Here is a 14,141-nt window from a genome sequence, read left to right on the forward strand (position 1 = left end):
CGAGCCGAACATGAAAAAACTACTGCCTTGGCTGCTGGCGGCACTGACCCTGCTTCTGACGGCCTGCGACAGCGACGACGGGTCGGGCACCCAGGAAGAGCAGCGCCTGACGCGCGCCTTCACCACCCAGATCCCCGCCGGACCGGTGAGCGGAACCTGGACCACCGCGGGCTCGCCCTACTACGTGGCCGGCGATGTGACCGTCGCGGCGGGCCAGACCCTGACCATCGAACCGGGCGTGGACGTGTGGATGCACGACCGCAGCAGCCTCTATGTGGAAGGAACCCTGACGGCGCGCGGCCAGCTGGGTCAGCCCATCCGCTTCCTGGGCTACGTGGCCGACGAGGACTTCGGCCTCTGGCAGGGCATCGTCTTCCGGCCGGGCTCGGACGCCTCGCAGCTGAGCTACTGCATGGTGGCCTTCGGCGCCAAGTTCAACAACACGGATCCCGAGAAGAACGCGGGCATCGTCTGCAACAACGCCAGCCCCACCATCGAGCACTGCCTGGTCTGGATGAACCAGTACAACGGCATCACGCTGATGGGCTCGTCTCTGCCGCGTCTGCGTTCCAACATCGTCTACGAGAACGACGGCTCGGGCATCGCCTTCGACACCAGCCACGTGGGCAACACCACGCGCGTCACCAACTGGATGACGGACAGCCTGATCGCCCGCAACAACATCTCGGCCAACAGCTCGCTGCCCATCCGCTTCACGCGGGAGTTCGCCTTCATCCAGTGGTTTGACGGCGACAGCGCCCAGGTGGACCTGAACTCGCCGGGCGTGGACGTGATCGCCCTGGACGAGAACGGCGACGATATCTACCGGGTCAACGAGAACAACGACCGGGTGGACATCTACGGCAACACCATCCAGGACGCCATGTTCGACGAGCTGTCGGCGGACTTCCAGGCCTTCAACCCCTGCAGCCCCTGCATCCAGTCGGGTTACGAAGCCTACGACGCGCTGGGTCTGGACCGCTCGGACATGGGCCTGATCGTCTACGCCGAGGCGGCGAACGAAATCCGCAAGCGGCTGAAGAACCCCAACCTCAGCGCCGCCACCTACACGGTCACCTGCGACGCCTTCAGCCACGACCCCGTGACGATGACGGGCTCGCACATCCAGTTCGCCGGCTACTACGGCATCCGGCTGGACGGCGGCGTCAACGCCACCAACGCGGTCTTCGAGCCCACGCCGGAACGCGCCGGGACGGGTGCGGCCTGGAAGAGTCTGGTGATCAACGGCAACGCCGGCGGCACGGCCCTGATTGAGGGCTGCCAGTTCACCAACGGCTCGGAGAGCAGCTTCAGCGGGCAGGACTGGATCACGGCCGGCGGCATGTTGGAACTGCGCAACGGCGCGGTGGCCGAAGTCAAGAATTCGGGCTTCAGCGGAGCCACCAACTACGGCGTCTCGGCCCACGGGGCCGGCTCCATGGCCTGGGTGGACGACTGCGACTTCACGGGCACGGGCCTCTCCGCCGTCTACTTCGCCAACCAGGCCCGCGGCCGCGTCTCCAACTGCGACATCCGCGGCTGCCAGTCCTACGGCGTGTTCATCTACAACACGACCTACGACTGCCAGATCGAGAACAGCCTGATCGCCGCCGGGTCGCTCTACGGCATCAAGTTGCATGCGGCCCCCCACGTGCAGATCCTGCAGAACACCATCGTGGACAACGCCTACGGCGGCATCAAGCTGGACACCAACAGCGATCCGCTGATCCGCTACAACCTGATCGCGGGCAACGACTACAGCGTCAGCCCCGTGGCCACGGGCATCGTGGGCACCCAGATCAACCCGGATCCCAGCCTGCCCTACCAGGACACCAACAACCCGGACGTGAACGTCAACTGGTTCAGCGACAACGGCGGCGACGACGAAGCCGCCATGCCCGACAACTGGACCGTGGGCGCCTGCAACAACTTCACCCAGGTGAACCTGCCCGCCGACTGGACCTTCAGCCAGACCATCGCGAACTGCGAGGCCGGCGGCACGGCCCAGGCCATCGGCTGGGGTCAGGGTCAGGTGAGCAACCCTGGTCCCTACCTCAACAGCGTGGGCGACCTGGTCATGAACGAGGATGAGAGCATCGAGCTCTACCTGGGCGCGATCAGTTTCGGCGGGGACAACGACTTCACCTACGAAGCGCTGGTGGACACCACGGCCATCACCCTGACCTTGACGGGCGGCCATCTGGTGATCCACCCGACGGCCAACTGGTTCAACGTGAACGCCGAGACGGGCGACAGCGGACCGGCCACGCTGACGGTGCGCGCCACCAATTCCGAGGGCAGCGACAGCGAGACCGTCAGCCTGTCCGTGCGCGCCGTCAACGACGCACCGGTGCTGGCGCCCATCGCGACGCAGACCCTGGCCGTGGGCGGCACCCTGGTGCTGACCCTCGCCGCCACGGACGTGGAAGACGACGACCTGACCTACACCGCCGAACTGGTGGTCGTGACGGGTGAGGATTCCGGCCACAGCCTGACGCTGTCCGGCACCACCCTGACCCTCGAGCCCGAAGCAACCTTCACGGGTGAGCTGGCGGTGAACATCACGGTGGTGGACGGCGGCGACCTGCGCGAACTGCGCCGGGAGACGCGCGGCAGTTTCCGGGTTCTGGTCCAGTAGCAGATGAGTAGCGGGCTCGGGCGGCTGGCTGCCCCCGGGACTCCTTCGGAGGATGCACAATGATGAAACGAGCGCTGCTCCTGGGGTTGGTGGTCACGGCGGGCCTGAGTTCCCTCCTGCTGGCCAAGACGCTGGACCCCGGGCCGCAAGCCGTGCGCAAGGATGATGCGCAGCGCACGGCGGACTTCTGCCTGCCCCTGCTGGACAACCGTGTCCACCGCTTCGGCAAGGTCTGGGTCAACATGACCAACCAGGGCTGGTTCGGCAACGACGCCCAGGACGCCACCGGCACCCTGGACGATCCCTGCCTGCCGGGTGTCTGGGCCCCGCAGCTGGAGTACCCGGGCGGCTCGGGCCAGCAGTACCTCTACCAGGGCTCCATCTGGATCGGCGCTCTGATCGTGGACGACACGGGGCTCGAGACGGCGCGCGTCTCCTTCGGCAGCGAAGGCTGGCAGCCCAACTGCAACGAGCTCTATCCCACCTGCGGAGTCGAGGCGCGCATCGAGGAGAAATCCACGCGCAAGAACGGCTTCAACTGCACGGACATGAGCGAGATCTACGACAGTCTGTCCGTCTCCGAGCAGGACTTCATCAGCTTCTACGCGGACACCCTGGAGAACTACCCCACGGTGGTGGGCAGCAGCCAGGGCTACGACGAAGAGGATCGCAACCACATCAGCCTGGGCATTGAAGTCGAGCAGATGAGCCACTCCTGGTCCTACTCCTACGCCCAGGACTTCGTGATCGTGGACTTCAAGTTCACCAACGTGGGCTCCAAGTTCCTCAAGAACCTCTACGTCGGCCTCTACATGGACGCGGACATCGGCCACAAGGACGAGGCCCAGCACCATCAGGACGACTTCTGCGGCTTCCGGCCCTTCGCCGTCGACAGCGTCACCGGCCAGGCCGTGCAGATCAACGCGGCCTACATCGCCGACAACGACGGCCGCGACCGCACGGACATCGTGGGCACGAACTTCACCTGCCCGCACGTGGTGGGAACGCGCGTGCTGCGGGCGCCGAACCCCATGCTGCAGACCACCTTCAACTGGTGGAACAGCAACAGCACGGCCAGCCAGGACTACGGTCCGGCCTGGGAGTACTGGGGCGAGCACCCGGAGTGCCTGATCGCCGGCGAGAGCATGACCTGGTGCTCCACCTTCGGCACGCCGCTGGCGGACGTCAACAAGTACCAGGTGATGGCCAACGGCGAGTTCGACCCGGACATGTATTCCATCAATCCGGCCGACGAGCCGGACGGTCAGCAGAACCCCCACGCCAACGTCTGCGTCACGGGTGACACGCTGAGCTGGCTGATGCCCGGTCCCAACGAGACCGTCCACGTGGCGGGCGACGACACGCGCTACCTGCTCTCCTGGGGTCCGCTGGGCGTCTACGACTACACGGACGGCAACGGCGTCAACGTCTACCGCCTGAATCCGGGCGAGAGTTTTGTGATGACCGTGGCCTTCGTGGCCGGCGAGAACCTGCACAACCGCAGCAATCCCCAGACCGGGATCACGGGCCTGGATTCGGACGGCTTCCCGATGGGCTCGCTGGACGCCACCAAGTTCGACTGGACCGACTTCGACTTCAACGCCATCTGGGCCCAGCGCGTCTACGACAACGAGATGTACGACACGCCCATCTACGACACCAACGGCGACGGCTACCTGGACCTGGGCGACGGCTACGGCGGCGAGGACGTGGGCGTGGACGGCCTCTGGGCCCCGGCCGTGGGCGACACCGTGCGCTACTTCGGCACCACGGTGCGGAACCCGCTGACCAACGAACCCATCATCTACATGGGCCCCGACGCCGACGGCACCGAGGGCAACGGGCTGGTGGATTCCACCGCCACCCAGGCCCTGTTCGGCGGCGAATTCCACGAGAACCGCTTCCTCTGGGACTTCCTCTCCAAGGTCGGCTGCCAGGAGATGCGCGAAGACTCCTTCCTGGTCTACGCCGGACCCAAGTTCTCCACCCACGGCAGCGGCGTGGACGACTGGTACCTGGGCCACATGAACGCCAACGTGGTGCGCGCCGGCGACCAGTCCCTGCCCGTGCTGGACCTGGGCGACGGCATCCCCGACTTCCAGGGCCCGCCGCCTCCCCCCTGTCCGGACATGCGCATCGAGACCGGCGCCGACTTCGTCGAGCTGATCTGGTCCCGCGCCGCCATGGACGATTCCTACCAGGATCCCTTCAGCCACGTGCAGGACTTCGAGGGCTTCCGGATCTGGGCGAACAACACCAGCATGGACAACGACTTCTCCCTGCTGGACGAGTTCGACAACGTCAACTTCGCCTACTACGACGCGGACAACTCCCTGCGCACGCTGCCCGACGTCGGCCCGCTGCAGAGCCTGCCCATGCGCGAGACCAACCGCGGCTGGGAACGCCAGCAGGTGGGGCGCAACTCGGGCTTCCGCGAGATCGCCGTTCCCGTGGGCGAGCTGCAGGAGAGCATCCTGCTGGACATCAACGAGGACCTCTGGGTCAGCATGGGCACGGGCTTCAACGACATCATCGGCGCCTACACCACGGCCGTGGCCGTGCGCAGCGTCGACGGCCTCCATCGCTACTACCTGCTGGACGGCACGGAAGTCTTCAACAATCTGGGTAGCGCCGTTGACCCGGCCACGGGCCTGATCTTCACCGGCGAGGCCGGCGCGGGCGTCCCCGTGTTGGGCGAGCGCTTCGAAGACCTGGCCGACAACCAGGGCGCGTACAACAACACTTGGGACCACGCCGGCTACGACGTGGAATTCCACTACAACATCCCCCAGGTCCACAGCCTCTTCCCGCGCTACTACAGCGTGACGGCCTTCGACTTCGGCGACTACCAGACCGGCACGGAACCCCTGGAGACCGCGCAGAGCTGCAACAGCCTGCGGCAGGCTCCCAGCGGAGTGTCCGGCCAGGGCGTGCGCGTGGTGCCCAATCCCTATCGCGCGGACGTGGACTACACCAAGGCCTACCAGTTCGGCAATTCCGAGCAGGGTTTGCAGTGGGAAAACCAGGACGACGGCACCCTGCAGTGGTATCCGCAGAGCGACCGCCGGATCGAGTTCATGAATCTGCCGGAAATCTGCGTCATCCGCATCTACACGGTGGCCGGTGACCTGGTGCAGATGCTGCCCCACAACCTGGATGGCGACGGTTCCCGCTGGGACTCCCAGTTCAGCGAGTCCTGGGACCTGAACACGCGCAACTTCCAGCAGGTGGCCAGCGGTCTGTACTACTTCAGCGTGGAAGACAAGACCCCGGCCGGCGACGGTGAGATCTCCACCGGCAAGTTTGTGATCATCAAGTAGAGCGCACAAGGAGACCAACCATGAGGTATTGGAAGCTTGTCCTGGCCCTGGTCCTGGCCCTGGCGCTGCAACAGACGGCCCTGGCCCAGGTGAAGGCCGGAACCGCGGGCGCCCAGTTCCTGAAACTGAGCCCCTCGGCCCGCGGCCTGTCCATGGCGGACGCCCTGCTGCCCCTGGCCGACGACGTGAGTGCCCTGTATTACAACCCGGGTGGACTGGTGCAATTGAGCGAGGGCTGGCACTACAGCGCCACGCACTACGCCCTGCCCGTCGACGTGTCGCAGAACTGGATTGGCGGCGCCTATTCCTCCCCTGAGACGGGGACGGCCTTCGGCGTCGCCCTGACCTGGCTGCGCTCCGGCATGATGGACGTCAACACCCCCGAGCTGCCCAACGGCACGGGCCAGCAGTTCGATTGGCAGGATCTGGCCCTGGGCGCCTCCTACGCCAAGCGCCTGACCAACAAGTTCTCCGTCGGCGTGACGGGCAAGTTCGTGCGGGAAAGCACCTACGAATACAGCGCCAACGGCTGGGCGGCCGACCTGGGCACTTATTACGACACCGGCTGGCGAAGCATGAAGATGGCCATGAGCATCACGAACTTCGGGCCGGACATGACCTTCATCGACAAACCCTACCCCCTGCCCATCATGTTCAAGTTCGGCGTGTCCATGGACCTGATGGGCAAGAAGGACGCCGAGCACTTCCTGCACGGGGCCTTTGAATTCGGCCATCCCAGCGACAACGTGGAACAGATCGACGTGGGCCTCGAATACGCCTACAAGAATCAGTTCTTCCTGCGACTGGGCAAGAAGATGAACGGCGTGAAGCAGACGGAGTGGGAAGAGTACGATCCGGAGGTGGGCTACGAGTATCCGCTGCTCTCCACGGACGGCCTCTGCCTGGGTGCGGGCTTCAAGTGGCAGAAGGAGAACTGGGGCAACTGGACGCTGGATTACGCCTTCGCCCCGTCCCGCTACCTGGAAACCCGCAACATGATCACCCTTTCCTGGACGCGATAGGAGACCCGACAGATGAAGTTTTCTCGTCCCACCACCCTGTCGGCCTTGGCCTTGCTGCTGATCCTGGCGATCGGCTGCAGCAAGATCGACGGCAGCCTCTCGGGAAACCAGGCGCCCAGCGTGTCCTTCGTGAACAACCAGCAGGATGCGGACAGCGCCCGCACCACCTATGAGATCCCGAACTACACCTTCATTTTCCCCGATTCCCTCCAGGGCTTCCAGGAAGCCGAGGGCGCCCAGCTGCCGAGCGAGCTGGACGTGGAGGCCAAGTTCGAGCTGATCCGCTACCAGTACTTCTTTGTGCGCGAAATCCGCTCCATCAAGGAAGTCAACCCGCTGGACCCCGACGATTGGCGCTGGGTGCCGGCCTCCTGCTACCGCATCGACCCGAACATCGCGCGCTACGTCTGGATCCAGCACACGACGGAGTTCCAGTGGAAGCTGGGCTACAACTACGTCATCGACGGCAGCTTCGAGTACTATCCGGTCTACAGCTTCGCCCCGCTCATCTTCTGGCGCGGCTCCGACCCGGACGGCTTCGTCACGGCCTACCGCTATCTGGATTATCCCTACGAGACCGATGACGCGCTGGCGGCCTTCATCACCCGCGTGAACAACAACGACGCCGCGCTGGAAGACACCACCGAGGCCATCCACTGGGTGACCACCACCAACACCCAGGCCGTGGTCAACCTGACCACCGGGCTGGGGCGGATCCAGAAGCACGTAGTCTTCCTGCAGGCCATCGACAACGACGGCGAAGTCTCCGAGCCGGCCATGCGGGTCTTCAACCGCAGCAACCGCGCCCCCAACACGCCCACGCTGGCCTACTACAAGGACGGCTACACGCTGGTCAGCCAGCCGGGCGAGCACGAGCGCCACGTCATCAACTGGACCGACATCGAGACCGACCCGGTGACCATCCAGTACCTGCAGGAGCACGTCAGCCCCTACTACGAAATCCCCATCGCCACGGAACAGCTGGAGAACTGGAAGGGCCTGCGCTTCCTGGTGTCCGGCGACGACCCGGACGACCAGGCCCTGGTCACCATCCCGCTGCAGTTCCGCTTCCTGCTGCACCGCATTCCCGACTCCCTGGTGCCGGGCTACATGAACGCGGGCTCCACGGCCACCGACGACGGGCTGGAGCTGGTGAACGCCGACAGCACGCGCGTGGAACTGACCGAGGACAACACGGGCAGCTTCGAGCTGCACGCTTTCGACGAGGACGGCTGGTCGCTGCACAACGAAGTCGAGCTGTTCAACCTGCCCACAGGTTACTACCAGTTGACCGTGTTCAGCCGGGACGACGGCTACGAGAGCTGCACGGAGCCGGCCTGGATGCGCTTCAAGGTGCAGGAGCTGACCCTGGCCAAGGACGTCCTGGTGCTGGACTTCACGCCTCCGGACGCCGCCAACCCGCTGGCCACCCTGGGCTTCGCCAGCAACGAAGAATACATGGCCTACTATCAGGATCTGATCGCCGGCGCCCTGCCCGACGTGAAGGCCGCCACCCAGGGCGTGGCGGGCTATCAAGTGGTCTGGCGGCACGAAGTGGGCGACGGTCAGGACTTCAACTGTCGCTACTGGAAGATGGGCCTGGATGCGGAGTATCCCGTCCAGCTGCCCTTCGCCGTGATCAGCCAGTACAAGACCATCATCTGCCTGGACGACAAGTGGGCCACCAGTGAGGGCCAGGGCAACCCGGGCGAGCGCGGTTCGTGGATCAGTAAGACGGCCAAGGGCTTCCTCATGGACTATCTGGACATGGGCGGCTCGCTGTTCTGGACCGGCTGGTCCAGCCTCTTCGGCACATTCAGCTACGCGCGCAACGACGCCTCCACCACCACGGAGGCGGCCATCGCCGACCAGGCCGGCGACTTCCTCTCCGGCTACCTGGGCATCCTGGGTGTCTACGGGGACGACAACAACACCTTCTCCACGGACGGCCGCCTGGACGGCTGCCTCTCCGGCCTGCCCGAAGGCGACGGCCTGCAGCCCTTGTACATGGACAAGGACCGGATCGACATCATCCGCGCCAACAGCGGCGGAGCGACCGGGTACAACGCCTTCTACATCCCCGGCCCAGCCTACCGGCCCTATCTGCCGGACAGCGCCCTGGCCTACGTGGAAGCTTACGCCCTGAACGAGGGGCTGGGCACGGTGGCGGCCTACACCTACGACTCCTTCACCGCCGGGCTGCCCGAGCGCCAGGAGTTCAACATCTTCCGCGTGGCGCGGCAGTCCGACCTGCCGGCGATCTTCTACCAGGACAACGAGAGCACGGGCGAGAACGCCCGCTATCCGGCCTACTCCACGGATCCCGACGCCACGGGTTGCTGGCTCTACATTCCCAACGTGGCCCGCTACTACTGGAGCATGTCCATCACCGCCGCCCTGGACGCCTGGAACATGAGCCGGCCGGACCACATGTGGGCCAATCCGATCATCACCACCACGGGCGTGGTCAACAGCCGCGAGATGGTCTTCATCCGCGTGGACCATCAACGCATCGACAACCCGGCGGACTACTGGGTGCGTGGCGACACGGTCAACGTCGACCTGACCTGGCAGCCCACGTTGATCAAGCACCGCAAGCCGGTTCTCCTCTACACCGAGAACACCACCTTCAGCGGCGGCGCGGGCTTCGGAACCGGCACGGGCTACACCAACTTCCGCACCGCCTTCAACTCCCTGCCCCTCCACATGCTGGAGCAAGGCGAGTATCCCAGCTACGCGCTGGGTGCCCCGACCACGGGTAGCGGCGCGCGCTCGGTCATGAGCGGGATCCTCTACCAGTTCTATGCGCCCAAGCTGCAGGATCTGGAGTGATCCTCCTTCCCTGACGAATCGCAGCCCCTCGCCGCACCGCGGCGGGGGGCTTTTTCATGAACCGGGCCACCCGGCCCGCAGATTGTCCAACCCGCCGGGCAGGGTCGTGGCGACCGTGCCGTGAGGCCGGTGCGCGGATTGACTGCGAGCGGGCCGATCCTTACCTTGGGTGCGCAAATCCATGATAATCAAGCGAATCACGTGAGCGCCGACACTCCCAACGATTCCCCTGGACCCTCCCGCCGCCCGCGCCCGCCCCGGCGCCGGCCCCGCCGAAGTGCCAAGGATGGCGGCCATCGGCCGGAGGGCAACGGCACGCCCACCCCGGCTCCCGGCGCGCGGGCGGACAACCTGCGCCCGGGCGATTCCCGTCGCGGTTCGTCTGAAGGCGCTCCGCGCTCTCCGCGTGGGGAAGGTGGCGACACGCGCCACGACCGCCGCCCGGGTCCGCGCAAGCGCGAAGGCAAGGCGCTGGAGGGCGGGCGGACCCATCCCCAGCCCCAGGATCGCCCGGACAGCCGGCCCACGGCCCAGGCCCACAGTCGGCAAGAGCGCCTGGACGCCGAACTGCGCACCGTGCCCGACCTAGGTCCCGTCCTGCCGGCGCCGGCGGAACAGCCCACGCAGCTCCCGCACGCCCCGCTGCGCTTCCGTCGCCCGATCTTCTGGGTCGCGCTGGCCTTGGCCCTGCTGCTGCTGGGCCTGGGCAAGGGCTGGGCCTGGCTGGCCCGGGATCCGGGCTGGGCGGGCGAGCGCGTGGTGGCCAAGCTGCTGGTCCGGCCGGGCATGACCCTGCGTCAGGTGGCCGACGAACTGCACGGCCTGCACCTGTTGGACAAACCCGTCCGCCTGCTGTTCGCGGCCCGCCTGCTGGGGGGGGATCGCGCCATCCAGGTGGGCGCCTTCATCCTGGACAGCGGGATGTCGCCCAAGGCCATGCTCCGTCAGCTGCTGGTCTTCTCCGTGCCCATGCTCAAGGTGCGCATCCCCGAAGGCGGCCGCACCGCCGACGTGGTGGGCCTGTTGGCCCGGGAGGCCGGGCGCGACAGCCTGCTGATGATGCAGCTGGTGCGTGACACGAGTTTCGTGCGCCTGCTGGGTCTCAAGGTGCCGGACCTGGACGGCCTGCTCTTCCCCGACACCTACTTCCTGAGCCCGGCGGACGACGAGCGCGCCATCCTCTTCAAGGCCGTCGCGCGTTTCCAGAAAGTGCTGGACGACCTAGCGGGTCCGGGCGCCCAGGACAGCCTGGATCTGCGGCGCATCGCCACGCTAGCCTCCATCGTCCAGGCGGAGTATCAACTCTCGGGCGAGGCCGACACCATCGCGGCCGTCTACCTCAACCGCCTGAAGGTGGACATGAAGCTGCAGGCCGACCCCACGGTGCAGTACCTGCTGCCCAAGAGCCGGCGCCTGTACCTGAAGGACCTGACCATCGACTCGCCCTACAACACCTACCGCTACACGGGCCTGCCGCCCGGACCCATCGGCAGTCCGGGCAAGGTGGCCCTGGCGGCCGTGCTGAATCCCGCGCGCTGCGACTACCTCTACTTTGTCTCACGCGGCGACGGCAGCCACGATTTCTCCGTCAGTTACGGCGAGCACCTGCGCGCCCGACAGGCCCTGGACGCCCTGCGCGCGCGGCTGGACGCCGGCGAACTGGCCGACAGCGCCAGCCAGCTGGAATCGGCGGCCCGGCTGGAACAGGCGGCCGCGGCGCGGGACAGCGGTCTGGGACGGCGCACTCCCTGAGGGCGGGCGGTCCGGCGAACACGAACATGGTGGGCGACCCGCGGGTCGCCCGTTTCATCCAACAGGAACGTGAACCCCATGGATTTGAGCGGACTGAACCCGGCCCAGCAGGCGGCCGTCCAAGCCACGGACGGCCCGGTGTTGATCCTGGCGGGAGCGGGCAGCGGCAAGACGCGCGTCCTCACCAGCCGCATTGCCTGGCTGCTGGACAAGCGCCTGGCCCGGCCCTGGGAGATCCTGGCCCTCACCTTCACCAACAAGGCCGCCAAGGAGATGTCCGAGCGCATCGCCCACCTGGTGGACGGCTCGGTGCGCGACATGTGGGTGGGCACTTTCCACTCGATCTTCGCCCGCATCCTGCGGCGCGAAGCCGAGGCGCTGGGCTACGGGCGCAACTTCACCATCTATGATTCCGACGACCAGCTCAAGGTGGTGCAGGACTGCATGGAGCGCCTCTCGCTGAAGAACGGGCAGCTGAACCCCAAGCGCGTGCGCGGCGCCATCTCCAACGCCAAGAACGCCATGCTGGACCCCGAGACCTTCGCCACCAGCGACAGTGGCTTCATCCACGAGAAGCTGAGCGACATCTACCGCGACTACGCCATCCAGCTCAAGCAGTCCAACGCGATGGACTTCGACGACCTGCTGCTCAAGCCCATCGACCTGTTCCGGGCCCACCCGGAGCGGCTCAAGGTCTACCAGGAGCGCTTCCGCTTCCTGCTCATCGACGAGTACCAGGACACCAACCAGGCCCAGTTCGAAGTGGCGCGCCTGCTGGCCCAGGAGCACGCCAACATCTGCGTGGTGGGCGACGACGACCAATCCATCTACGGCTGGCGCGGGGCGGACCTGCGCAACATCCTCGACTTCGAGCGCACCTGGCCGGGCACGCGGATCTTCAAGCTCGAGCAGAACTACCGCTCCACCGAGGTCATCCTCGAGGCCGCCCACGCAGTGGTCTCGCGCAACCAGTCGCGCCATCCCAAGCAGCTCTGGACCCAGAACGGCCGCGGCGAATTGATTCCCCTGCTGGTGGGCGAGGACGAGTCGCTGGAGGCCGCGCTGATCTGCCGGCGCATCCTCGAGCATCGCGAGCAGGGCGGCTCCCTGCGCGACGTGGCCCTGCTCTACCGCACCAACGCCCAGTCCCGGGCGCTGGAAGAGGCCTTCATGCGCCACGGCCTGCGCTACCAGATCGTGGGCGGCACGCGCTTCTACGAGCGCCGCGAGATCAAGGACCTGCTGGCCTATCTGCGCCTGCTGGTCAACTCCCAGGACACGGTGAGCCTGCTGCGGGTGATCAACACGCCCCGCCGCGGCATCGGCGACGCCACCATCGCCCAGGCCCGCGCCATCTTCCAGCGCGAGGGGCTCTCCTTCCTGGACGGCGTGGAGCGCTTCGAGCTGATCGCCGAACTGGGGCGCGGCGCACCCGGGCGGCTGGTGGAGTTCGGCAAGCTGATCCACGACCTGCGCTCGCTGATGGATTCCGGCAAGCCCACCGAGGTGCTGGAACTGCTGCTGGAGCAGACGCGCTACATCGAACACCTGGAGGCCGAAGGTCCCGAGGGCAAGGCCCGGGTGGAGAACGTGCGCGAGTTGCAGGCGGCCCTGCAGCATTACGAGGAGAACAGCGAGTTGGGCCTGGCGGGCTTCCTGGAGGAGGTGGCGCTGGTCGCCGACGTGGACGGCTGGGACGACAAGGAGGACCACGTAACGCTGATGACCGTGCACAGCGCCAAGGGCCTGGAGTTTCCCGTGGTCTTCGTGACTGGTCTGGAAGAGGGGCTCTTCCCGCTGGCCGGCGCGCTGGATGATCCGCTGCAGCTGGAGGAGGAGCGCCGCCTGTTCTACGTGGCGGCCACGCGCGCCATGCGCCGGCTCTTCCTCTGCTTCGCGCGGATGCGGCGCCGCTACGGACAGGCTGGCGGCGCCATGCCCAGCACCTTCCTGGACATGATTCCCGAGGAGCTGCTGGACCGCTCCCAGGCTGGCCGCCTGCTGGGTTCCGGCCTGCGCGGCAGTTGGCGTGACGCCCAGGCGAGCTGGCAGAGCGATCCGCACACCAAGCCCGGTGAACCCGTCCGCGGCGGCACGCCCAGCTGGAAGCCCGCGCCGCGCGTGACCCCGCCGCCCCCGCCCGCCCGACCGGGCTTCGCCGGCGGCGAGCTGGAACTGGATCCCGGCGAGCTGCCGGCGCCCGCCCGCAAGCCGGCCCGGGCGGACGGCAAACTGGGCGCCGACCGCGAGCGCGCGGCCCTGCTCAACCAGTACAGCCCCTTCCGCAAGGCCGAACCCGTGCGCGATCCGTCCTCGCAGCTGGCCGAGATCGCGGACCCCGCGGACCTCTTCCCGGGCGCCAAGGTGCTGCACGAAACCCTGGGCAAGGGCGTGATCATCCACCTGACTGGCTTCGGCGGCGAGACCCGGGTCAGCGTGCGCTTCGAGTCCGTGGGCGTGAAAAAGTTGGTGGCCCGGCTGGCGAAGTTGCGGCTCATCGGCTAGGCAGGTCGAGAGGTGCTCTGGCACCGACCTGGCACAGCCCTGCGGGCTTCACCTCACGCAACCTTTTCGTCA

General features: G+C 66.6%; 6 protein-coding genes. All 6 read left to right on the forward strand.

Annotation, left to right across the window (positions count from 1 at the left end; all coding sequences use genetic code 11):
• Positions 1–10: 10 nt before the first annotated feature.
• Positions 11–2,638, forward strand: coding sequence for a right-handed parallel beta-helix repeat-containing protein (locus WC326_04375; GenBank protein ID MFA7330291.1), 2,628 nt, complete (start codon positions 11–13; stop codon positions 2,636–2,638).
• 59 nt (positions 2,639–2,697) lie between these two features.
• Positions 2,698–5,958, forward strand: coding sequence for a hypothetical protein (locus WC326_04380; protein MFA7330292.1), 3,261 nt, complete (start codon positions 2,698–2,700; stop codon positions 5,956–5,958).
• A 20-nt stretch (positions 5,959–5,978) separates the two neighbouring features.
• Positions 5,979–6,980, forward strand: a complete 1,002-nt coding sequence (locus WC326_04385) for a PorV/PorQ family protein (GenBank protein ID MFA7330293.1) — start codon at positions 5,979–5,981, stop codon at positions 6,978–6,980.
• 12 nt (positions 6,981–6,992) lie between these two features.
• Positions 6,993–9,812 carry a hypothetical protein gene (locus WC326_04390; protein ID MFA7330294.1) on the forward strand — a complete coding sequence of 940 codons (2,820 nt, stop codon included), beginning with the start codon at positions 6,993–6,995 and terminating at the stop codon, positions 9,810–9,812.
• 201 nt (positions 9,813–10,013) lie between these two features.
• Positions 10,014–11,564: an endolytic transglycosylase MltG gene (mltG, locus tag WC326_04395; GenBank protein ID MFA7330295.1), complete on the forward strand. Its 1,551-nt coding sequence runs from the start codon at positions 10,014–10,016 to the stop codon at positions 11,562–11,564.
• Between the two features lie 78 nt (positions 11,565–11,642).
• Complete coding sequence (locus tag WC326_04400; GenBank protein MFA7330296.1) at positions 11,643–14,069, forward strand: UvrD-helicase domain-containing protein; 2,427 nt, start codon at positions 11,643–11,645, stop codon at positions 14,067–14,069.
• Positions 14,070–14,141 lie beyond the last annotated feature (72 nt).

Source organism: Candidatus Delongbacteria bacterium (assembly GCA_041675285.1).
In the GTDB taxonomy this organism is placed as follows: Bacteria; CAIWAD01; CAIWAD01; order CAIWAD01; family CAIWAD01; genus CAIWAD01.